We start from the raw sequence: 19,850 nt of genomic DNA on the forward strand, positions 1-19,850 counted from the left end.
ACATTATTATGCGGCGGCGTCGGTCGCTACTTCGATTGCAGATCGGGATCGGCGCGGCGCCGCCAGAATTCCAGCATCAGCGTGGTCATGGTGAAGGCGAGCGGGCCCAGGATGAGGCCTGCCGCGCCGAAGAGCTGCAGGCCGCCCAGCATGGCGACGAAGGCTGGCGCCGTGTGCAGGCGCAGCGTCTCGCCGACGAGCAGCGGGCGCACGAGATTGTCGGCGGTCGAGATGACGACGCTTCCCCATAGGCCGAGCGTGAGCGCGTCCGCCCATCGGTCTTCGATTGCAAGGAAAATCGTGGCCGGAATCCAGATGACGAAGGATCCCAGAACCGGGACGATCGACAGCACGCCCATGACGATGGCCCAGAAAATCGGCGAGGGGAAATTGAGCCACCAGAACATGAACCCGCCGAGCATGCCCTGCATGGCGGCGACGGTGAGCGTGCCGTAGATCATGGCGTGAATCGTGTCGCGCGCGCGCACGATGAGCTTTCCCGTCTCCATCGACGAAAAAGGCGAGAGGCGCACAATGGCGTCGATGCCCGCCCGCCGGTCGCGGAGGAAGAAGAACAGCATGTAGAAGGCGAGAAGCAGGGTGATCGCCTGACCCGTGGACTGTTTCAGAAGCGCGCCGCCGATATTCGTGACGAACTCCCCGATTCGGCCCGCGAGCGCTCGCACGTCCACCTGGTCGCCGATCCATTTCAGCCAGGGATGAAGTTCGAGAAAAGCGCTCCATTTTCCGTCGGCGACGCTGTTCTGGATATAGTCGACGCCGGTCAGCGCTTCGTTGATCAGGCGCTCCGAGACAAAGAGGAGCGGGCCGACAATGATAACGGCGATGAGAAAAACCGACACGCCCGCTGCTGCGCTTGGACCGATGCGCTCTTCGAGCCAGCGATGCGGGCCGACGAAGACTACGGCCAGCACGAGCGCCCAGGTGAGGCTCTCAAGATATGGCTCCGCGATGAGCGCCGTGATGACGACGAAGATGAAGGTGAAGCCGAGCCGCGCCAGCAGGAAAATATCGACCGGCTGGGGCGGCGCGAACAATTCGCCGGCGGCATCGTCGCCTTTCTTTGGATCAGTCATGTGGCCCCGACGCTGTTTTGAAAGGTTCAGATAGAGCGACGGCGGGCCGGGCAAACGACCCGGCGCGCTTCGCGCGAAAGAGAAGCGCGCTAAAAGACGCATTCCTTCGGCGGCGCCTTGTCCTCGTCCCAGTCCGCCAGCTTCTTCAGCGGCGTTTTCACCTCGACCGGCTTGCCATCGCGCTTGCCCTTGGCGGTGAGGAAATTGAGATCGCAACTATGCGCGCCGTTGGGCTCCACCGCGTCGTAGGATTCGCGCGTGAGACCGGGCATTTCACTTTCCCAATGGCCTGCCGATGTCGGCTCGCCGGCGGCGGCGGCTTCCTTCTCGGCCTTTTCCTTGGCCTCGACCGGTTTCCTGGTCGACGACGCGCATGGAGAGGCGCACCTTGCCGCGATCGTCGAAGCCGAGCAGCTTCACCTTCACCTTGTCGCCTTCCTTCACGACGTCGGTCGTCTTGTTCACGCGCTGCTTCGAGAGCTGCGAGATGTGGACGAGGCCGTCCTTGAGCCGAAGAAGTTCACGAAGGCGCCGAACTCCGGTCTTGACGACCGTGCCTTCATAGATCATGCCGACTTCCGGATCGGAGGCGATGGACTTGATCCAGTTGATCGCCGCCTTGATCGAGTTGCCGTCGGAGGACGCGACCTTCACCGTGCCGTCGTCTTCGATGTTGATCTTGGCGCCGGTCTTCTCGACGATCTCGCGGATGACCTTGCCGCCCGAGCCGATCACGTCGCGGATCTTGTCAGTCGGGATCTTCAGCGTCTCGATGCGCGGCGCGAATTCGCCGAGTTCGGCGCGCGACGTGGTGAGGGCCTTCGACATCTCGCCGAGGATGTGCAAACGGCCGTCCTTCGCCTGCGCGAGCGCGACCTTCATGATCTCCTCGGTGATGCCGGCGATCTTGATGTCCATCTGCAGCGAGGTGACGCCGTTCGACGTGCCTGCCACCTTGAAGTCCATGTCGCCGAGATGATCCTCGTCGCCGAGAATGTCGGAGAGAACGCGAAGCGCTCGCCTTCAGGATGAGGCCCATCGCGATGCCGGCCGTCGGCGCTTCAGCGGCACGCCGGCGTCCATCAGCGCGAGCGAGAGCCGCAGACTGTCGCCATCGACGACGAGCCGTTCGACTCGGTGATCTCGGAGACGACGCGCAGCGTGTAGGGGAACTCGGCCGGCGGCGGCAGCATTGGACGGATGGCGCGCCAAGCGAGCTTGCCGTGGCCGATTTCGCGGCGGCCGGGCGAGCCCATGCGGCCCGTCTTCGCCGACCGAGTAGGGCGGGAAGTTGTAATGGAGCAGGAAGCGCTCCTTATAGGTGCCCTCGAGCGAGTCGACGAACTGCTCGTCCTCGCCCGTGCCGAGCGTGGCGACGACCAGCGCCTGCGTCTCGCCGCGCGTGAAGAGCGCCGAGCCGTGGGTGCGCGGCAGAACGCCGACTTCGGCGACGATCGGACGAACGGTCTTCACGTCGCGGCCGTCGATGCGCATGCCGTCGTCGAGGATGTTCCAGCGCACGACCTTGGCCTGAAGCTCCTTGAAGACCTCGGTGACTTCTTCCTTGGTGAAATCCGCGGTCTCGCCTTCAGGGAAGATCGCCGCCATGACCTTCGCCTTCACCGCGTCGACGGCGGCGTAGCGGTCCTGCTTGACGGTGATCTTGTAAGCCTCGCGCAGCTCGGCTTCCGCGATGTTGGAAACGAGCGCCGCCGACTTCCTCCTTGATCGGCGACGAGGTCGCGCGGGTCCTTCGCGGCGCGCTCGGCGAGGCGGATGATCGCGTCGATCACGGGCTGGAAGCCGCGATGGCCGGTCATCACCGCTTCGAGCATGGTCGCTTCGGAAAGCTCCTTGGCCTCCGACTCGACCATCAGCACCGCGTCGGCGTGCCGGCGACGACGAGGTCGAGCTCGGAGAGCTTCATTTCCTCGATCGTCGGATTGAGCTTGAGCGCGCCGTTGATATAGCCGACGCGCGCGCCGCCGATCGGGGCCCATGAAGGGCACACCCGAGAGCGTCAGCGCGGCGGAGGCGGCGACCATGGCGAGAATGTCGGGATCGTTCTCGAGATCATGCGACAGAACGGTGACGATGACCTGCGTGTCGCTTCGATAGCCGTCCGGGAAGAGAGGGCGGATCGGACGGTCGATCAGGCGCGAGACCAGCGTCTCGCGCTCGACGGGACGGCCTTCGCGCTTGAAATAGCCGCCGGGATGCGGCCGGCCGCGAATGCCTTTTCCTGATAGTTGACGGTGAGCGGGAAGAAGTCCTGGCCCGGCTTGGCGGAGCCTTGGCGGAAACGACGGTCGCGAGCACGGTCGTCTCGCCCCAGCTCGCCATCACGGCGCCATCGCCTGGCGGGCGATCTTGCCGGTCTCGAGGACGAGCTTGCTGCCGGCCCAGTCGAGTTCTTCGCGGTGGATTTCGAACATGCGTTGTCTTTCTCTGATGAACCGGCGGTTCGTCATGAGCAAGACGGCGAGAGGCTGCGGGCGACTTAACTCTACAACCACGCAGCGTCCGGCGATCCTGCCATGACGTTTGTGCGCCGGTATTCGGGCGGGCGGCCCTATGCCGCCGGCCGGCCGGACCCCGAGCCGTTCAGGCTCGCAAAGCCGCGCCAAAGGCGCGAGGTCCAAAAAAGCGAAAGCGGCGCAAAATAGCGCCGCCTTCGCGAGGCGTTGTCAGCGGCGAATGCCGAGCCGCTCGATCAGGGTCTTGTAGCGGGCTTCGTCCCGCTTCTTGACGTAATCGAGGAGCTGGCGGCGCTGGGAAACGAGCTTCAGCAGGCCGCGACGCGAGTGATTGTCCTTCACATGCGTCTTGAAGTGCTCGGTGAGGTTGACGATGCGTTCCGTGAGGATCGCGACCTGAACCTCGGGCGAGCCCGTGTCGTCCGTCGCGGTGGCGTATTCCTTGATAAGCGCCTGCTTGCGCTCGGCCGTGATCGACATCCGTCTATCCTTTATGTTGGAAGTTCTCCGCGAGGCGCGGCCAAGGCCGGGATGTCGTCCAGCGAGGTCGCCCCAAAGCGGCGCCGCCCGGCGAGGCCGGGCGTGCGGGGCCTTATAGCAGAAATCGCGCGGAAGGATAGGGGGCGGGCCCTGTCACGCGCCTTCCAGAAGCTTCAGGCGCTCGCCGAGCCGGCCGATTTCCTCTTCGGCTTTGACCATCTGGGTCACGTCATATTGGACGCCGAGATAATACATCACATTGCCCTTGGGGCAGCGCAACGGCGAAACCGTAAGCCTGTTGTAGAAAAGCTCCCCGTTTTTCCGGTAGTTGCGCAGCGTCACCTCGACAGGTTCGTGCTTCTCCAGCGCCGCGCGCAGGATCTGCCTCGCGGGCTGGTCGCGGTCCTCTTTCTGGAGGAAGCGGCAATTCCTGCCGACGATCTCGTCCTGCGCGTAGCCGGTCATCTGCTCGAAGGCCTTGTTGGCGTAGACGATCGGCTCATCCGGCAGGTCGGGATCGGAGAGGGTGACGCCATTGACGCAGCGGTCGAGGATCTGCGTGAGGATCGTCGGGACGATACCGTTGTCTTTCTGCACGACGAACATGCCGTCCTCCCAAGGTCAGAGTCTTTACGACGCGCGCGCCCGCCTGGCGCAAGCGGGGCTCTTTTCCAGCAATGTCTTCAGGTTCTCGATGGTCTGCTCCGCGCCTTCCTGCAGCGCCATGCCAATGAGCTTGGCGAAGGGGCGCATGGAAAGGTCGAGTTCGCGCATCTCGAATTCGAAAGTGACCTCGGTCTCTTCCGCTGACACTTCTTCGAAGTGGTAGGTCGATCGGAAGCTCTCCGACAGGCCCTCGATGACGAGCCGCTTCGGCGGCTCCACCGCCGAGACCTCGAAGGTCGATTCGCTGCGCATGCCGCGATCGAGCGTCACCTGGCGGGCGCGAATGCCGGGCCTGACCGGCGTCGGTCCCTTCGGCTCCAGCTCCACGACTTGCGGCGCCCATTTCTGGTAGTTCGAGAAAAAGTCGCTCACGACGAACGCGTAGACCTTGTCGACCGTTTGCGAGACGGCGACGGACGCCGATCCTTTGACCGATGGCGCCAAGCCCGTTCCTAGTCCGAACATGAGCTGCCCTCTCGACGAGACGCTGGCTTCTAATCGAATAGTTAATCCGATCCCGGATAGCGACAAGCACGCGCCCGGGCAGGAGCCGAAAATGCAGGCATTTTGGCAGAATTTAATGGTTTCGCGGGCGTTGAAGGGGACGTGACGGAGCCCAAATCAATTTAGGAAAAACGTTCACGCCGCGCTTTCGCGGCGAGAGGCGAGAGGTACTCGACATGAGCGCTCCGCTACACGCTGACAGTTTTCTGCTGCTTGCCGCCTTCGGCCTTTTCGCGACGCTCCTCTTCTTGGAGAAGCGCAGACCCTTGCGCCGCTTTTCAGGCAATGGGCTGATGGCCTCCTTCTCGACGAACGCCTCGGCGTTTCTCGTCAACAATGTGATCATGAACCTGTTGTCGGTGTCGAGCCTGCTGGTCGTCGCCGGCGCCTATTCGCGTCACGGTCTTCTGGGCGGCGTCGCCGACGGACCCTGGAAATGGGCGATCAGCTTCGTGCTCTTCGATTTCGTGGTCTACGCCTGGCACTATTGCGGGCACCGTTACGAGGCGCTCTGGCGGTTTCACAAGATCCATCACAGCGACAAGAGCTTCCATGTCACGACCGGCCTGCGGTTCCACGTTTTCGACCAGCTTCTGGAAGTGATCGTCAAATGCGTCGCGACGGTCGTCATCGGCGCGGACGCCCATGTCGTCGTTTTGTGCGAAATCGCGCGGATGCTGTTCGTGCTCTTCCACCACGCGAACATCGCCATCCCGGGAGAGCGCTATCTTTCTTACGTGATCATCACCCCGTCCCTGCATCGCACGCATCACTCGACGCGGCGCAGCGAGCATGACAGCAATTACGGCATCGTGCTGGCGATCTGGGACATTCTTTTCCGCACCCGCAAGGAGGTCGAGCCGAAATCGATCGGGCTGGAACTGATCGAGGCGCAAAATCTCCTCCAGCTCTTCAGCCTCGCCTTCCTCACGGAGCGGCGGCTCGCCCGCGTGCTGCATCTTCTGCCCCGCAAGTCCCGCCATGTGAGCCAGCGCATCTAGCGCCGGCGCGGGTTTTGGCATTCTCTCCTCGCGGTCCTTGGACCGCGGGGAGAAGACCATGAAACGCAGTTTGCTCGCTCTATCTCTTTGTCTCGGCGCTTCGGCCGCGCATGCGCAGAGCGTCACTTCCGCTTACACGGAAATCGACGTGCGCAAGGAGTGCCGGCATCGCGAAGGCGCGGTGGAGGAAGATTACGGCGACTGGCGCTGCAAGGGTTATGCGGGCGTGCCCGTCTGGTTCGGCGCCGGCGATCAGCGCATGTATGTGAGCTTTGGGAAGAAGGCGGCCGACGAGCCGGCGGCCGGTCAGACGCTTGGCCCCTTCAACGATTTCTACAAGGGCACGATCGAGTGGCGGCTCGACGGCGGCAAGCCCTTCGCGACGATCATGCGCTGGAACTACAAGACCCCGGCCGAGATCGACAAGAACACGGTGAACGGCCGTGCGCTGGTCGTGACGCGCCTGCCGCCCGGCGCAGTCTGCCATGTCGGTTATGTCGACGCGCGGGCCAATTCGGACGCCAACGAGCTCGCCCGCGAGATCGCCGACAAACATGCGCGCAATTTCGTCTGCGGCAAGGACAAGCCCGTCGTCCTCGGCAAGGCCGGGCCGGAGTTGAAGTGATTACGCCCCCTTGTCGGGGGCGATGATTTCGCCGTCGCCGTGGAGAAGCCGGCGCACGAAGGCGTCCGCTTCCGGCTTCTCGTCCCGCGAGGCGAGGCCGGAAAGGACGCCCGCCGCCAGGGCGAGCGTCGCGCCGGCCAGCGCCGAGAGCGCATAGGCTTCGATCTTGCGGGCCGGCCCCGCGATGATCAGCGCGGCGGCGAGTCCGGCCGCGCCGGCGGCGAGCGCCGCCAGCGCCTCCCGGTCGCCCGCACGGTTCCAGAAGGCGAGCGCGACGGATGGCGCGACGCAGGCGGCGGAGATGGCGAGCGCCAGGGCGACGAGCGCGCCTGGCGTGACGATCTGGGTCACGCTCACGACATAGCTCGCGGTCGCGATGGCGACGAGGGCGAAGCGGGTGATGGCGAGGCGCCGGCTCGTGAGGTCGACCTCGCCGCGCAGGCGGTAGAGGGCGTCATGCCCGACCGCCGCGCCGCAGGCCTGCAGACCCATGGCGGCGAGGGCGAGGCCGAAGGCGACAATGCCCGAGGCGAGAAGGCCGGAGGCGGCCGCGCCGAGATCGGTCGCGCCGGGGAGCGCGCCGAGGAGGTAGTCGCTGGAGGGGCGGACGTCGACGGGCCGCAGGGGCGTTCCGGGCGCGATCTTGCGAGCAGCGCAGGCGCGCTGGGCCTGCGATGGGGTGCGGACGCTGGCGTCGCAGACGGCGACGAGGCCGCGCGCGCTCGCGGCGTAGATCGGCTCGGGCAGGCGCTCGGCGGTCTGGCCGGCGACGGAGTCCGCGACGCTCAAAGCGGATGCGGCGACGGCGGCGGCGATCAGCAATGCGAAGATGACGCTCCAGCCCAGCGTCGCAATTCCCGAGGCGCGCGCGTCGGCCGGGCTTTCCGTCGTCACGGCCGGCGCCAGCACCGGCGCCAGCGCGCAGACGCCCATGGCCATGGCCAGCGCCGCGCCGATTTCGACCGCGAGCCCCATGGGAGCCGGCATCAGGCGCCAATCGGCAAGGAGCGCGCCCGCCTCGGACCAGCCCGGCCCGCCGAGCAGGCCGACGGGCAACTCACCCTGAAAGCCAAGCGCGGCGATCGGCCAGCCCAAACCCAGCAGCGCGACGCCCGCGGCTGCCGACGCCGCCCAGACGGCGCCGCCGAGCCCGCCGGGGCCGGAAACGACGATCCCTGCCGCCGCCACGGCGAAGGCCGCGAAGACACGGCCCGCCCCGGTGAGGTCGACCAGCGCGTCGACGGCGATCTGCGCGCCCGCGACGGCGAGAAGGGCGGATGACAGGCCGACGGCGGCGATGAGCCCGAAGCGCGGGGCCTCGCCCGGAAAGCGCACGGCGAGAAGCGCCGAGAGCGAAAAGGCGCCGGTCTTGCGCAGGAGCGGGGCGAGAAAGAGCGTCGCGACCGCGAGGCCAAGGAATGCCCCGCCGACGACGCCGATCCCCCAGGAGCGCCCGGCGAGGCGCGTCGCGAAAGGCAGCAGGAGCGCGACGGCGACGGCCGCGTTGGCGAAGCCGGAATAGGCCGCCGGCACGGCGCGGGCGCCGGCATAGTAGAAAGAGACCCGCATGGAATGCAGGAGGAACCCGATTGCGGCGAGCGCCAGCAGCGTGAACCAGGGCGGGGCCGCCGCCACGAAGCGCTCCGGCGCCCCGACGCGGTCGAGCAGCGCCGTGAAGCCATAGGCGAGCAGGAAGCTCGCGGTGACGAAGGCGATCCGCGAATCGAGAATGGCGCGGTCGTAGAGGAAGGCTTCGCCGGAACGCTCTCGCATTTGGGGGCTCTCGCGGAAGGGTTGCGCGAGAGATTAACGGAGCGCCGCGATGCGGGGAAGGGCGGGGCCTGCCAAGCCAGCGTAAACCTGCTGGCGTTTCGGCTCATCACCCCTTTTTTGCGAAGGCGAGGACCGTCGCGCTCTCGTCCTTCCGCCCCAGCAGATAGAACGACGCCACCGTTCCTTTCCCCTTGAGCTCCACCGTGCCTGCGTCCTCGAACGTAAAATCATCCGCCAGCCGGACCCGCACGGACTCGGAGACGTGGATGCGGTCGGGAGACGAGCTCGACTCGAAGCGGCTGGCGACATTCACCACGTCGCCCCACAGGTCGTAGGAGAATTTCTTCTTGCCGAGCACGCCGGCGGCGACGGTGCCCGTGTGGACGCCCATGCGCATCGAGATATTGAAGGGGTGCGTCTTCGAGAAACCGCGCACGAAGTCGAGCGCCTCCATGGCGAATTCCGCGATGTGCTGGCAATGCAGCGGATCGCGGTTCGGGACGCCGCCGACGACCATGTAGCTGTCGCCGATCGTCTTGATCTTCTCGACGCTGTGCTTTTCCGCCAGCTCGTCGAACTTGCCGAACAGCTCGTTGAGCATGTTGACGGTCGCGTGCGGGCCGATCCGCGCCGAGAGGTCCGTGAAGCCGACAATGTCCGAGAAGAACACCGTCACCTCGGGAAAGACTTCCGCGATCATCTCCTCGCCGCCGCGCAGCCGCTCAGCGATGGCGGCGGGCAGGATGTTGTGCAGAAGCTTTTCCGAGCGCTGCCGCTCGCTGTCGAGTTCGACCATGGTGCGCTCGGTGAGCTCGACCTTCTCCTCGAGTTTCTCGAAGGCGTTTTTCAGATTTCCCGCCATCGAGCGAAGGGCGTCGGCGAGTTCGCCGATCTCGTCATTGCCGGAGACGGCAATCTCCGCGCCAAGATCGCCGCCGCTTATCCGGTGGACGGCTTTCATCAGGCGCGCGCTCCTCGCGATGAAATGCGTCTGGAGGAAGACAACCGAAATCAGCACGAGCGCGAAAAGGCCCGACGACACGACCTTGTTGTAGGTGAAGAGCTCGTCCTCGTGGCGCGCCTGTTCGTCCAGGAGGCGCTTGAAGCGCGCCTTCACGCCCTCGTTGAACTGGAAGATGGCGTAGCTGAGCTCGCCATTCTCCTTGCTGTATTTTTCGCCATAGAGCAGCTTGTTCGCCATGGCCGGATCGGGCTTGCCCTTTTTCAAGAAAGCGCCGGTCCCGTCGTCGAACTCGCCGTTGACGGCGTGCATGGCGAGGTTTTCGGTGGCGTTCACCTTTCCGAGAAGTTCGATCGCCTTTTTGAGCTGGTTGAACTCTTCGACCGTGATGTTCAGCTTCAGGAAGCGCTCCTCCAGAGGCGTCGCGCCCTCCTTTTGGGCCGCCGGCTCGGGGACGACGCCGCCGCCGACCGCGTCCCAATATTCGAAGCTATAGGTTTCCGGCCGCGCGATTTTGCCTTTCAGAATGTCGTCGATCTCGTTGTAGAATCTCAGCCTCGCGGGATCCCGCGTCGCGATGTAGCCGCGGGCGAAGCGCGTCTGCCACTGCGAGGAAATCACCAGATCCTCCGAGAGGGAGGTGAGGTCGTCCATCTGCCTGTGCAGCTGCGCGGTCTTTCTCTGCGCGTCGGCCAAAAGAAAGCCCAGGGCCATATTGGCGCCGGCGAACCAGACCAGGACGAGGAAAAAGGCCGAAAAGAATGTGCGCAGCTTCATGGATCGCGAGCCGTCTTCGAGGGGCGACCATTCAGTAGTCGCAAAGAGTTACTCGACAGTGAGGCCGCGAAGCGGCCCGTCAGGCCTCGCCACGCTCGACCATCCCCGCATAGGTTTCCATGTCGATCACGCCGCCGGCCGCCGCCACCTTCTCCCGCTCCTCGGGGCGGATGGCGTCCTGGGCGACGTCGAGGCGCTTCCAACCAGGCATCGGCGCGGCTCCATCTGCGTTCGGCACATATTTCGAGTCGGCGATCTTTTGATGCGGATGGATGTAACGGGGGCAGTTGACCCAGATGGACTCGACCGCGACGTCCACGACGAACTGCGCGCCGGGAAAAGCGGACGCCGCCTCCGCATCGCGCAAGAGCTTCCCTTCGCCCTGCACGCGCAGGCGGTTGGGCGTCACGAAATCAATGAAGAGCAGGCCGACCTTGCCGTTTTGCGCGATATTGCCCGCCGAATAGAACATGCCGTTGCCGTCGAACCAGGGAAAGACGAGGGACCGCGTCCCCGTCACCCGAACGAAGCCCGGCGCGCCGCCCTTGTAGGACACAGTGGGCCGCCCCGCGGGGTCGATGCTCGCCAGGAAGAACATGTCCCGCGACTGGATAAAGTCGATCTCATGGGGCGCGAACTCCCCATGCATGATCCCACCCTCCATCAGGTCGGCGAGGCGGCGCGAATCGAAGGCGTCTTGAAGGTCGCGATGGGCGGGGCCGTAATATTCGGACATTAAGTTCCTCTGGTCTGGGCGTCAGGGGGAGCGGGGCCACCATAGCGCAATGATCAGCCCGACAAGGGCGCCCAAGGGGCCGGTGACAAAAGCGCCCGTCATCGCGGCTTCGAGACTTTTATCGTGCCGGTTTGTGGAAAAGAGCTCGATCAGGACGGCCCCTATGAGACCGCCTGCTGCATAGCCCGCGACGAGCCCGGCAATGGCGAGCAGAGCTCTCCACATTCGAAGTGCTGATCCGTTTCATCCAATTGGCGCGTTTCAGCATGCCTCATGGGCGGCCCGCCGGCAAATCTCCCGCCAAAGAAAGCGCCCCCCGCGTCAAGGGCGGCCTTTGCAGAAAGTGTGATTCTCTTGATAAGCTCTCGGAAGTTGTGGCTTCCGCAAAAGGCGGACAGTTGGGAGCGGCTTGTGACAAACAGGATTTCTCGGCGATTTTTCCTGCTCCTCTTTCCGACCCTCATATCGGCCCAACCGCTCGCTGCGGTCCCGGCCTCGGCGGAAGACCGGCCGACGGACAAGCCCTCCGCACGCATCACGATCCAGCAAACGCAAGTCGCCTTCATCGCTTCCGGGTCCTTCGGCGGCGGGAAGCTGAGCTACAAGGGACGCAATTACCGCTTCAAGATCGGCGGGCTGGGCGTTGGCGGTTTCGGCGCCTCGTCCTTCAACGCCAAGGGGGAGGTCTATGGCCTCACGGACGTCTCCCAGTTCCCGGGCGCCTATGCCGAGCTGCGCACCGGCTGGGCGCTAGGCGACAAGGGCAGGGGCCGGGTCTGGCTGCGCAACGCCAATGGCGTTCTGATCAGCCTCAAGGGCGCCCGCGAGGGGCTGCAACTCGCCAGCGGGGCTTCCGGCGTCGTGATTTCGATGCAATAGGCCGCAGGGCGTCGCGAAGCGGGGCCATCGACAAGCGGGCGGCCGATGGTTCATAAGGCCGGCATGCCGATTTTCCGCACCCTTCCGCGCCCACGAGGCGCCGCATGAGCGCGCCCGAAGCCAAAGGCGCAGGCGTGACCACGACGACCGTCACCGAGGACGAGGTGGGGATGCGCGTCGACCGCTGGTTCAAGCGGCGCTACCCCACGCTCGCGCTTTCCCATCTCGCCAAGATCTGCCGCAAGGGCGAGGTGCGGGTGGACGGCAAGCGAGTCGAGACGTCGACCCGGCTCGAGGAGGGCCAGAAGGTCCGAGTCCCGCCCTTGAAGATCGAGGCGCCGGCGGCGCCTGCGGTCAGGCGCGCCAGCCCGGAGGATGCGCAGGCGCTCGCCAACATGACGCTGTTCGAGGACAAGGATTTGATGGTCCTCAACAAGCCTTATGGCCTCGCGACGCAGGGCGGATCCGGCCAGAAGCGCCATATCGACGGCATGCTGGAGGCGTTGGCCAAGGGCGACTCGCGCCCTGTGCTAGTCCACCGCCTCGACCGCGACACCTCGGGCGTGCTGCTGATCGCCAAGTCGCGCCGCATGGCGGCCGATCTGGGTGAAATCTTCCGCTCCCGGCAGGCCAAGAAGATCTACTGGTCGCTCGTCGAAGGCGTGCCGAAGCCCGCGCAGGGACGGATTTCGCTCTATCTCGCCAAGGGCGCCGGGATGGAGAAAACCCGCGGCGGGGGCAGGGACCTCGAGAAGATGCGCGTCGCGCGGCATGGCGATGAGGACGCCCAGCATTCGCTGACCTATTACGCCATCGTCGACAAGGTCGCGCCGAAATGCGCCTGGCTGTCGATGAAGCCGCTAACCGGCCGCACCCACCAGCTCCGCGCCCATGCGGAGGCCATCGGTCACCCGATCTTCGGCGACCCCAAATACGGCCATCGCCCAGAGGACGAAGTGCGCCGCCGCGACCCGCTGCGCGCCATGCCGGACGGGCTGGATTACAAGCTCCACCTTCTGGCCCGCCGCCTCGTGCTGCCCCATCCGAAAGGCGGCGTGCTGGACGTCACCGCGCCGCTGCCCGACCATATGCAGAGGAGCTGGGAGATGTTCGGCTTCGACGCCAAGCAGTATGACCCGATCGAGGACGCGCCGGACGCATGACCCCTTCCCCCGCTTAGCGGGTGAGGGGACGGAAGCGGGCCTTCATCAAGGGCGCTGATCGTGAGCGTCCCCTCTCCCGCTTGCGGGGGAGGGACAGGGAGGGGGTAAGGCCCCTCCGCTAATTCGGAGCAATACGCCATGGCCAACCACCCCACCGGCTTCGACGCAGACTTCTTCGTCCCCGAAAGCGAGCGCGATCCCGTCAAGGCCGCGCGCGACCCGGCCCGTCCGCTGCCCAAGCGCTTCTATAAAGAGGCGGCCATCGGCGAGGCCGAGGGCGGTTATTCGATCCTGCTCGACGGCCGGCCAGTAAACACCCCCGCCAAACGGCGGATCATCGTGCCGTCGCGCGACCTCGCCGAAGCGCTCGCGGCGGAATGGGCGGGGCAGGGGGAGAAGATCGACCCCGCCATCGCGGCGCTTCACAATCACCGGCTCGCTGATTCGCTCGCGATCATCTTCGGCCGCATGGCGCTATCGACGAGGACTTTCAGATGCGGGCCTGGGGCGAAGACGTCGATCGCCGGCGCGCTGGCTTCGTCGCCGACTGCGTGCCGGCCGAGCGGGAAGGCGCCTGATAATTCGCCATTTCCGCGACGAATCCGCTCATAACTCCGGACCGGCCGCGCTTGTCTCTTGCTTTGCACAAGGGGCTTTGTTACGGAACCCGCGATTTTCCAACTTTGGAAAAGCTCTCGGCCTATGAACAATATATGCCGCTGCGGGCGCTTCAATCGCCGTTCGTCGCGCCCTTCCTGCTCGCCTTCAACGACGCGCGCATGAAATTCGACGTGCGCTTCTATCTCGTGTCGCTGCTCTTCATCGTCTTCGACCTCGAGGTGGCCTTCCTCTTTCCGTGGGCGTCGCCTTCAAGGAAGCCGGCGCCTTCGGCTTCTGGTCGATGATGGTGTTCCTCGGCGTGCTGACCGTCGGCTTTGTCTATGAATGGCGCAAGGGCGCGCTGGAATGGGATTGATGACGACGCTGATCGCTCCCGAACCCAAAGGTCTCATCGATCCGCGCACCGGCAAGCCGGTCGGCTCGGACGACCCCTTCTTCCTGCAGATAAACGAAGAACTGGCCGACAAGGGCTTCTTCGTCACGGCGACGGACGATCTCATCAACTGGGCGCGCACCGGCTCGCTCATGTGGATGACCTTCGGCCTCGCCTGCTGCGCGGTCGAGATGATTCAGGCGGCGATGCCGCGCTACGACTCGAGCGCTTCGGCTTCGCGCCGCGCGCCTCGCCGCGCCAGTCCGACTGCATCATCATCGCCGGCACGCTGACCAACAAGATGGCGCCGGCGCTGCGCAAGGTCTATGACCAGATGCCGGAGCCGCGCTACGTCATCTCCATGGGCTCCTGCGCCAATGGCGGCGGCTACTACCACTATTCCTATTCGGTGGTGCGCGGCTGCGACCGCATCATTCCGGTCGACGTCTATGTGCCGGGCTGCCCGCCGTCGGCCGAGGCGCTGTCTACGGCATGCTGCTGCTGCAAAAGAAGATTCGCCGCACCGGCACGATCGAACGCTGATTGCGCCATGCCGTTCGCGCCTCAGGCGCGGGCGGGAAAACGAACAACGCGAAGCTAAAGCACGCTTCGGGCTTACAAGGGATTGGCGATGGTTGGGGAACTGGAGGCGCTGGGCGCGCGGATCAGCGGCGCTCTTCCCGGCGCGGTGACGGATGTGAAGGTCGCCTATGGCGAACTCACGCTCACCGTCGCGCGCGACCGCTGGCTCGAGACGGCGACCTATCTGCGCGACGATCCGGAATGCCTCTTCGTCAATTTCGTCGACGTGACGGCGGCGGACTATCCGGAGCGCGACGAGCGTTTCGAGGTCGTCCTGCATCTGCAGTCGCCCAAGCATAATCGCCGCATCCGCATCAAGACTCCGGCCGCCGAAGACACGCCGGTCGATTCCATCGTTTCGCTGTTCCCCGGCGCCGACTGGTACGAGCGCGAGACCTACGATCTCTTCGGCGTGATCTTCGCGGGTCACCCGGACCTGCGCCGCATCATGACCGACTACGGCTTCGACGGCCATCCGCTGCGCAAGGACTTCCCGATGACGGGCTTCGTCGAGGTCCGCTACGACGACGAGCGCAAGCGCGTCGTCTACGAGCCGGTGCGCCTCCAGCAGGAATACCGCAATTTCGATTTCCTCTCGCCGTGGGAGGGCGTGCAATACGACCTTCCGGGCGATGAGAAGGCGAGCAAGTGAGCGCGTCGCAGATGAACGATCAAGCCATCGCCCCCGCCAACTCCGAAGCCGCAAAGCCCGATCAGGGCCTACGCAACTTCAACATCAATTTCGGCCCGCAGCATCCGGCGGCGCACGGCGTGCTGCGCCTCATTCTCGAGCTCGACGGCGAGGTCGTCGAGCGCGTCGATCCGCATGTCGGCTTTCTGCATCGCGGCACCGAGAAGCTGATGGAGGCGCGCACCTATCTGCAGAACGTGCCTTATTTCGATCGGCTCGATTATGCGCGCCGATGAACCAGGAGCACGCCTTCTGCCTCGCGATCGAGCGCTGCTCGGCGTCGAGGTTCCGCGCCGCGCGCCAGCTCATCCGCGTGCTCTACGCCGAGATCGGCCGTTTGCTCTCGCATCTGCTGAACGTCACCTCGCAGGCGATGGACGTCGGCGCGCTCACGCCGCCGCTCTGGGGCTACGAAGAGCGCGAAAAGCTCATGGTGTTCTATGAGCGCGCCTGCGGCGCGCGCATGCACGCCAATTATTTCCGTCCGGGCGGCGTCGCGCGCGATCTGCCGGATCAACTCGTCGAGGACATCGGCGCTTTCTGCGATCCCGTTCCTGAAGGTTTGCGACGATCTCGAAGGCCTGCTCATCGAGAACCGCATCTTCAAGCAGCGCAACGTCGACATCGGCGTCATCTCGCTCGAGGACGCGTGGGCGTGGGGTTTCTCGGGCGTGATGGTGCGCGGCTCGGGCGCGGCCTGGGATCTGCGCAAGGCGCAGCCCTACGAGTGCTACGAGGAGATGGAGTTCGACATCCCGGTCGGCAAGAATGGCGACTGCTACGACCGCGCCGTGATCCGCATGGAGGAGATGCGGCAGTCGACCTACATCATGAAGCAGTGCGTCGAGAAGCTGCTGCGCGCCGACGGCCGCGGCCCGGTGCTGACGCCGAACCACAAGATCACGCAGCCCTCGCGCGACGAGATGAAGCGCTCGATGGAAGCGCTCATCCAGCACTTCAAGCTCTTCACCGAGGGCTTCCACGTGCCGGCCGGCGAAGTCTATGCCGCGGTCGAGGCGCCCAAGGGCGAATTCGGCGTCTATCTCGTCTCCGGACGGCGGCGACAAGCCGTATCGCTGCAAGATCCGCGCGCCGGGCTTCGCGCATCTTCGGCCATGGATTTCATCTGCCGTCCACATGCTCGCCGACGTCTCGGCGATCCTTGGTTCGCTCGATATCGTCTTCGGGGAGGTCGATCGCTAATGTCCGTCCGTCGTCTCGCCGAGCAGCCGACGCCAGAGCTTCGGTTCAGAAATCACGCAAGATGTCCAACCGTCGCCTTGCCGAAAACCAGCCTGAGAGCTTCGCCTTCACGCCGCAAAACGAGGCGTGGCTCGCGAAGCAAATCGAGAAATACCCCGACGGACGCCAGGCCTCGTGGCAGGCGCTGTGGCAGAGAGCAGAATGATTACTGGCTCCCGCAGGCCGCGATCGAAAAGGTCGCGGAGTTGCTGGGCATGCCGAAGATCCGCGTGCTCGAGGTCGCGACCTTCTACACCATGTTCAATCTCGAGCCGGTCGGCAAGTTTATATCCAGCTCTGCGGCACGACGCCCTGCATGCTGTGCGGCTCCGACGATCCTCATCAAGGTGCTCGAGCGCAAGGTCGGTCCGCAGCGCAAGGTGACGGCCGACGGCTTGTTCTCCTGGCTCGAAGTCGAATGCCTCGGCGCCTGCTGCAACGCGCCGATGGTGCAGATCAACGACGACTACTACGAGGACCTCACGCCCGAGAATTTCGAGAAGCTGCTCGACGATCTCGCGGCCGGCCGTCCGGTCAAGACCGGCTCGCAGAAGGGACGCGTCGTCCGAGCCGCTGGGCAAGCTCACCAGCCTCACCTCGCTCTACGGCGAAAGCGCGAAATAGGCTGATCGAAGCGAAACGGACTGAAAACCATGCTCTCCGACGCAGACCGCATCTTCACGAACCTCTACGGTCTCGGCGATCGCTCGCTGGCGGGCGCGCGCGCGCGGCCATGGGACAACACCAAGGCCCTGCTCGCCAAGGGCCGCGACAAGATCATCGACGAGGTGAAGGCCTCGGGCCTGCGCGGCCGCGGCGGCGCGGGCTTCTCCACCGGGCTGAAATGGTCCTTCATGCCGAAGGAAGTCGATCCGCAACGGCCGCACTATCCTCGTCATCAACGCCGACGAGTCGGAGCCTGGCACCTGCAAGGATCGCGAGATCATGCGCAACGACCCGCATACGCTGGTCGAGGGCGCGATGATCGCGTCTTTCGCGATGGGCGCGCATGCCTGCTACATCTATGTGCGCGGCGAGTTCATCGCCGAGCGCGAGGCGCTGCAGCGCGCGGTCGACGAAGCCTATGAGGCGAAGCTCATCGGCAAGAACAATGTCCACGGCTATCCCTTCGATCTCTACGTCCATCACGGTGCCGGCGCCTATATCTGCGGCGAAGAGACGGCGCTGCTCGAGAGCCTCGAAGGCAAGAAGGGCATGCCGCGCCTGAAGCCGCCGTTTCCGGCGAATGTCGGTCTCTATGGCTGCCCGACGACGGTCAACAATGTCGAGTCGATCGCGGTCGCGCCGACGATCCTGCGTCGTGGCGCGTCCTGGTTCGCCGGCATCGGCAAGCCGAACAACACCGGCACGAAGCTCTTCCAGATCTCGGGCCACGTCGAACGGCCGTGCAACGTCGAGGAGGCGATGTCGATCTCCTTCCGCGAACTCATCGACACGCATTGCGGCGGCATTCGCGGCGGCTGGGACAATCTGCTCGCCGTCATTCCCGGCGGTTCTCGGTCCGCTGCGTCCGGCGCATGAGATCATCGACTGCCCGATGGATTTCGACAGCCTCGTCAAGCTCGGCTCGGGCCTGGGCACGGCGGCGGTGATCGTGATGGACAAGTCCACCGACATCATTCGCGCCATCGCGCGTCTCGCATATTTCTACAAGCACGAGAGCTGCGGCCAGTGCACGCCCTGCCGCGAGGGCACGGGCTGGATGTGGCGCGTCGTGCAGCGCATGGTCGAAGGCCGCGCCAAAAAAAAGAGATCGACATGCTCTTCGACGTGTCGAAGCAGATCGAGGGCCACACGATCTGCGCGCTGGGCGACGCGGCGGCCTGGCCGATCCAGGGCCTCATCACCCATTTCCGCGACGTGATCGAGCAGCGCATCGACCAATACACCGCCAATCCGCACGCCGAGCGTGGCGGCGGAATAAGCGGCGGATAGAACATGAACAAGCCGCGAGCTGGAGAGACGGTGACCAAGATTCGTCGATGGCGTCGAGGTTGACGTTCCAGCCGAATTCACGCTGTTGCAGGCGTGCGAGGAAGCGGGCGCCGAGGTGCCGCGCTTTTGCTATCACGAGCGCCTGTCCATTGCCGGCAATTGCCGCATGTGCCTCGTCGAGGTGAAGGGCGGCCCGCCCAAGCCGACGCCTCCTGCGCGATGGCGGTCAAGGATTTGCGTCCGGCCCGAACGGCGCGCCGCCGGAAGTCTCACCAAGTCCCGATGGTGAAGAAGGCGCGCGAAGGCGTGATGGAATTCCTGCTCATCAACCATCCGCTCGACTGCCCGATCTGCGATCAGGGCGGCGAATGCGATCTGCAGGATCAGGCGCTCGCCTTCGGCGGCGAGTCCTCGCGCTATCGCCGAGAACAAGCGCGCGGTCGAGGACAAGTATATCGGCCCGCTGGTCAAGACCGAGATGACGCGCTGCATCCATTGCACGCGCTGCGTCCGCTTCACGCCGAGGTCGCCGGCACGTCCGACATGGGCGCGATCGGCCGCGGCGAGGACATGGAGATCACCACCTATCTCCAGACGGCATGACCGAGCTGCAGGGCAATGCGTCGCGGATCTCTGCCCCGTCGGCGCGCTGCTGCCCAAGCCGCAGAACTTCCGCGCGCGTCCCTGGGAATATCAGAAGACCGAGACGGTCGACGTTATGGACGCCCTCGGCTCCAATATCCGCGTCGACACGCGCGGTCGCGAGGTCATGCGCATTCTCCCGCGCGTCAACGACGCGGTGAACGAGGAATGGATCTCCGACAAGACGCGCCAGGTCGTCGGACGGCCTCGCGCGTCAGCGCCTCGATCGCCCCTATGTGCGCGAGAATGGCCGTCTGCGCCCGGCGTCCTGGAAAGAGGCCTTCGACCTGATCGCCGCCAAGCGCAAGGCGACCGCGCCGGCCCGCACCGGCGCCATCGTGGGAGATCTCGCCGCCGCCGAAGAGATTTTCGCGCTGAAGCTGCTCTGCTCGCCTCGGCGCGTCGTCGCTCGACTGCCGGCAGGACGGCGCGCGCTCGATCCCAAGCTCGGTCGCGCCTCCTACCTCTTCAATTCCGACGATCGCCGGCATTGAGCAGGCGGACGCGCTGCTCATCGTCGGCGCCAATCCGCGCAAGGAAGCCGGTTCTCAACGCGCGCATCCGCAAGCGCTGGCTGAAGGGCGGTTTCCACGAAGATCTCGCT

General features: G+C 65.0%; 24 protein-coding genes and 6 pseudogenes. 17 read left to right on the top strand and 13 right to left on the bottom strand.

Annotated features, from left to right (window positions below):
* Positions 1-26: 26 nt before the first annotated feature.
* The 10 genes and pseudogenes from ACPFMJ_RS00135 to ACPFMJ_RS00180 form a co-directional block, all read right to left on the bottom strand.
* The gene (locus ACPFMJ_RS00135; protein WP_424361905.1) at positions 27-1,097 is read right to left on the bottom strand and encodes an AI-2E family transporter; all 1,071 of its coding nucleotides are present in this window, start codon (positions 1,095-1,097) and stop codon (positions 27-29) included.
* Between the two features lie 89 nt (positions 1,098-1,186).
* Positions 1,187-1,369: a hypothetical protein gene (locus ACPFMJ_RS00140; protein ID WP_424361906.1), complete on the bottom strand. Its 183-nt coding sequence runs from the start codon at positions 1,367-1,369 to the stop codon at positions 1,187-1,189.
* Between the two features lies 1 nt (position 1,370).
* The gene (locus tag ACPFMJ_RS00145) at positions 1,371-2,063 is read right to left on the bottom strand and encodes a KH domain-containing protein (protein ID WP_424361907.1); all 693 of its coding nucleotides are present in this window, start codon (positions 2,061-2,063) and stop codon (positions 1,371-1,373) included.
* Positions 2,064-2,120: 57 nt separating this feature from the next.
* Entirely contained in the window at positions 2,121-2,792 is a 672-nt protein-coding gene (locus ACPFMJ_RS00150; RefSeq protein WP_424363929.1) for a hypothetical protein, read from the bottom strand.
* A complete protein-coding gene (locus ACPFMJ_RS00155; RefSeq protein ID WP_424361908.1) occupies positions 2,717-2,971 on the bottom strand; it encodes a hypothetical protein in 255 nt (84 codons plus the stop codon). The genes ACPFMJ_RS00150 and ACPFMJ_RS00155 overlap by 76 nt, the downstream gene beginning before the upstream one ends.
* Positions 2,971-3,108: a hypothetical protein gene (locus tag ACPFMJ_RS00160; protein WP_424361909.1), complete on the bottom strand. Its 138-nt coding sequence runs from the start codon at positions 3,106-3,108 to the stop codon at positions 2,971-2,973. The genes ACPFMJ_RS00155 and ACPFMJ_RS00160 overlap by 1 nt, the downstream gene beginning before the upstream one ends.
* A 52-nt stretch (positions 3,109-3,160) precedes the next feature.
* Positions 3,161-3,331 (bottom strand): annotated as a pseudogene (locus tag ACPFMJ_RS00165) (hypothetical protein); the annotation flags it as partial.
* A gap of 453 nt (positions 3,332-3,784) precedes the next feature.
* On the bottom strand, positions 3,785-4,054 hold the full coding sequence (gene rpsO, locus ACPFMJ_RS00170) for a 30S ribosomal protein S15 (protein WP_424361910.1): 270 nt from the start codon (positions 4,052-4,054) through the stop codon (positions 3,785-3,787).
* A 153-nt stretch (positions 4,055-4,207) separates the two neighbouring features.
* Entirely contained in the window at positions 4,208-4,660 is a 453-nt protein-coding gene (locus ACPFMJ_RS00175; protein WP_424361911.1) for a PAS domain-containing protein, read from the bottom strand.
* Between the two features lie 24 nt (positions 4,661-4,684).
* On the bottom strand, positions 4,685-5,185 hold the full coding sequence (locus ACPFMJ_RS00180; protein ID WP_424361912.1) for an SRPBCC family protein: 501 nt from the start codon (positions 5,183-5,185) through the stop codon (positions 4,685-4,687).
* A 215-nt stretch (positions 5,186-5,400) separates the two neighbouring features.
* Between ACPFMJ_RS00180 and ACPFMJ_RS00185 the strand changes: the two genes are divergently transcribed.
* Positions 5,401-6,225 (top strand): sterol desaturase family protein, encoded by an 825-nt coding sequence (locus tag ACPFMJ_RS00185; protein ID WP_424361913.1) that lies wholly within the window; start codon positions 5,401-5,403, stop codon positions 6,223-6,225.
* A gap of 58 nt (positions 6,226-6,283) precedes the next feature.
* Positions 6,284-6,850 carry a hypothetical protein gene (locus ACPFMJ_RS00190; protein WP_424361914.1) on the top strand — a complete coding sequence of 189 codons (567 nt, stop codon included), beginning with the start codon at positions 6,284-6,286 and terminating at the stop codon, positions 6,848-6,850.
* On the opposite strand, the gene ACPFMJ_RS00195 is transcribed toward ACPFMJ_RS00190, so the two are convergent.
* The 3 genes from ACPFMJ_RS00195 to ACPFMJ_RS00205 all read right to left on the bottom strand — a co-directional run bounded on the left by ACPFMJ_RS00195 (position 6,851) and on the right by ACPFMJ_RS00205 (position 11,097).
* Positions 6,851-8,623, bottom strand: coding sequence for a sodium:solute symporter (locus tag ACPFMJ_RS00195; protein WP_424361915.1), 1,773 nt, complete (start codon positions 8,621-8,623; stop codon positions 6,851-6,853).
* Positions 8,624-8,729: 106 nt separating this feature from the next.
* The gene (locus ACPFMJ_RS00200; RefSeq protein WP_424361916.1) at positions 8,730-10,361 is read right to left on the bottom strand and encodes an adenylate/guanylate cyclase domain-containing protein; all 1,632 of its coding nucleotides are present in this window, start codon (positions 10,359-10,361) and stop codon (positions 8,730-8,732) included.
* Between the two features lie 79 nt (positions 10,362-10,440).
* On the bottom strand, positions 10,441-11,097 hold the full coding sequence (locus ACPFMJ_RS00205) for a pyridoxamine 5'-phosphate oxidase family protein (protein ID WP_424361917.1): 657 nt from the start codon (positions 11,095-11,097) through the stop codon (positions 10,441-10,443).
* 411 nt (positions 11,098-11,508) lie between these two features.
* Between ACPFMJ_RS00205 and ACPFMJ_RS00210 the strand changes: the two genes are divergently transcribed.
* From ACPFMJ_RS00210 to ACPFMJ_RS00280, 15 genes and pseudogenes are all read left to right on the top strand, one after another.
* Complete coding sequence (locus ACPFMJ_RS00210) at positions 11,509-11,976, top strand: hypothetical protein (protein ID WP_424361918.1); 468 nt, start codon at positions 11,509-11,511, stop codon at positions 11,974-11,976.
* 104 nt (positions 11,977-12,080) lie between these two features.
* Positions 12,081-13,139: an RluA family pseudouridine synthase gene (locus ACPFMJ_RS00215; protein ID WP_424361919.1), complete on the top strand. Its 1,059-nt coding sequence runs from the start codon at positions 12,081-12,083 to the stop codon at positions 13,137-13,139.
* 138 nt (positions 13,140-13,277) lie between these two features.
* Positions 13,278-13,751: an ATP12 family protein gene (locus ACPFMJ_RS00220; RefSeq protein WP_424361920.1), complete on the top strand. Its 474-nt coding sequence runs from the start codon at positions 13,278-13,280 to the stop codon at positions 13,749-13,751.
* 65 nt (positions 13,752-13,816) lie between these two features.
* Positions 13,817-14,115: pseudogene (gene ndhC / locus ACPFMJ_RS00225) on the top strand (NADH-quinone oxidoreductase subunit A); the annotation flags it as partial.
* A pseudogene (locus ACPFMJ_RS00230) lies at positions 14,106-14,676 on the top strand (NuoB/complex I 20 kDa subunit family protein). The pseudogenes ndhC and ACPFMJ_RS00230, both read left to right, overlap by 10 nt.
* An 88-nt stretch (positions 14,677-14,764) precedes the next feature.
* Positions 14,765-15,367 carry an NADH-quinone oxidoreductase subunit C gene (locus ACPFMJ_RS00235; protein ID WP_424361921.1) on the top strand — a complete coding sequence of 201 codons (603 nt, stop codon included), beginning with the start codon at positions 14,765-14,767 and terminating at the stop codon, positions 15,365-15,367.
* Positions 15,368-15,378: 11 nt separating this feature from the next.
* A complete protein-coding gene (locus ACPFMJ_RS00240) occupies positions 15,379-15,642 on the top strand; it encodes a hypothetical protein (protein ID WP_424361922.1) in 264 nt (87 codons plus the stop codon).
* 137 nt (positions 15,643-15,779) lie between these two features.
* Positions 15,780-15,896: pseudogene (locus tag ACPFMJ_RS00245) on the top strand (hypothetical protein); the annotation flags it as partial.
* Positions 15,847-17,277 (top strand): NAD(P)H-dependent oxidoreductase subunit E, encoded by a 1,431-nt coding sequence (locus ACPFMJ_RS00250; RefSeq protein ID WP_424361923.1) that lies wholly within the window; start codon positions 15,847-15,849, stop codon positions 17,275-17,277. The pseudogene ACPFMJ_RS00245 and the gene ACPFMJ_RS00250, both read left to right, overlap by 50 nt.
* 268 nt (positions 17,278-17,545) lie before the next feature.
* On the top strand, positions 17,546-18,190 hold the full coding sequence (nuoF, locus tag ACPFMJ_RS00255; protein ID WP_424363930.1) for an NADH-quinone oxidoreductase subunit NuoF: 645 nt from the start codon (positions 17,546-17,548) through the stop codon (positions 18,188-18,190).
* Between the two features lie 76 nt (positions 18,191-18,266).
* Positions 18,267-18,604 (top strand): annotated as a pseudogene (locus ACPFMJ_RS00260) (NADH-ubiquinone oxidoreductase-F iron-sulfur binding region domain-containing protein).
* A gap of 85 nt (positions 18,605-18,689) precedes the next feature.
* Positions 18,690-18,893 (top strand): 2Fe-2S iron-sulfur cluster-binding protein, encoded by a 204-nt coding sequence (locus ACPFMJ_RS00265; RefSeq protein ID WP_424361924.1) that lies wholly within the window; start codon positions 18,690-18,692, stop codon positions 18,891-18,893.
* Positions 18,887-19,207 (top strand): hypothetical protein, encoded by a 321-nt coding sequence (locus tag ACPFMJ_RS00270; protein WP_424361925.1) that lies wholly within the window; start codon positions 18,887-18,889, stop codon positions 19,205-19,207. The genes ACPFMJ_RS00265 and ACPFMJ_RS00270 overlap by 7 nt, the downstream gene beginning before the upstream one ends.
* A pseudogene (locus ACPFMJ_RS00275) lies at positions 19,095-19,382 on the top strand (NADH-quinone oxidoreductase subunit NuoG); the annotation flags it as partial. The gene ACPFMJ_RS00270 and the pseudogene ACPFMJ_RS00275, both read left to right, overlap by 113 nt.
* 100 nt (positions 19,383-19,482) lie before the next feature.
* Positions 19,483-19,740: a molybdopterin-dependent oxidoreductase gene (locus ACPFMJ_RS00280; RefSeq protein ID WP_424361926.1), complete on the top strand. Its 258-nt coding sequence runs from the start codon at positions 19,483-19,485 to the stop codon at positions 19,738-19,740.
* Positions 19,741-19,850: the final 110 nt, after the last annotated feature.

The organism is Methylocystis parvus, assembly GCF_049675845.1.
GTDB classification, from domain to species: Bacteria; Pseudomonadota; Alphaproteobacteria; order Rhizobiales; family Beijerinckiaceae; genus Methylocystis; species Methylocystis parvus_A.

Coding starts and splice junctions, on each gene's coding strand:
- ACPFMJ_RS00270 (WP_424361925.1), top strand. CDS start 18,887: ATGGTGAAGAAGGCGCGCGAAGGCGTGATGGAATTCCTGCTCATCAAC.
- ACPFMJ_RS00180 (WP_424361912.1), bottom strand. CDS start 5,185: ATGTTCGGACTAGGAACGGGCTTGGCGCCATCGGTCAAAGGATCGGCG.
- ACPFMJ_RS00200 (WP_424361916.1), bottom strand. CDS start 10,361: ATGAAGCTGCGCACATTCTTTTCGGCCTTTTTCCTCGTCCTGGTCTGG.
- ACPFMJ_RS00235 (WP_424361921.1), top strand. CDS start 14,765: ATGGTTGGGGAACTGGAGGCGCTGGGCGCGCGGATCAGCGGCGCTCTT.
- ACPFMJ_RS00135 (WP_424361905.1), bottom strand. CDS start 1,097: ATGACTGATCCAAAGAAAGGCGACGATGCCGCCGGCGAATTGTTCGCG.
- ACPFMJ_RS00240 (WP_424361922.1), top strand. CDS start 15,379: ATGAACGATCAAGCCATCGCCCCCGCCAACTCCGAAGCCGCAAAGCCC.
- ACPFMJ_RS00250 (WP_424361923.1), top strand. CDS start 15,847: ATGAGCGCGCCTGCGGCGCGCGCATGCACGCCAATTATTTCCGTCCGG.
- ACPFMJ_RS00145 (WP_424361907.1), bottom strand. CDS start 2,063: ATGGACTTCAAGGTGGCAGGCACGTCGAACGGCGTCACCTCGCTGCAG.
- rpsO (WP_424361910.1), bottom strand. CDS start 4,054: ATGTCGATCACGGCCGAGCGCAAGCAGGCGCTTATCAAGGAATACGCC.
- ACPFMJ_RS00175 (WP_424361911.1), bottom strand. CDS start 4,660: ATGTTCGTCGTGCAGAAAGACAACGGTATCGTCCCGACGATCCTCACG.
- ACPFMJ_RS00140 (WP_424361906.1), bottom strand. CDS start 1,369: ATGCCCGGTCTCACGCGCGAATCCTACGACGCGGTGGAGCCCAACGGC.
- ACPFMJ_RS00205 (WP_424361917.1), bottom strand. CDS start 11,097: ATGTCCGAATATTACGGCCCCGCCCATCGCGACCTTCAAGACGCCTTC.
- ACPFMJ_RS00220 (WP_424361920.1), top strand. CDS start 13,278: ATGGCCAACCACCCCACCGGCTTCGACGCAGACTTCTTCGTCCCCGAA.
- ACPFMJ_RS00155 (WP_424361908.1), bottom strand. CDS start 2,971: ATGGTCGAGTCGGAGGCCAAGGAGCTTTCCGAAGCGACCATGCTCGAA.
- ACPFMJ_RS00215 (WP_424361919.1), top strand. CDS start 12,081: ATGAGCGCGCCCGAAGCCAAAGGCGCAGGCGTGACCACGACGACCGTC.
- ACPFMJ_RS00195 (WP_424361915.1), bottom strand. CDS start 8,623: ATGCGAGAGCGTTCCGGCGAAGCCTTCCTCTACGACCGCGCCATTCTC.
- ACPFMJ_RS00185 (WP_424361913.1), top strand. CDS start 5,401: ATGAGCGCTCCGCTACACGCTGACAGTTTTCTGCTGCTTGCCGCCTTC.
- ACPFMJ_RS00190 (WP_424361914.1), top strand. CDS start 6,284: ATGAAACGCAGTTTGCTCGCTCTATCTCTTTGTCTCGGCGCTTCGGCC.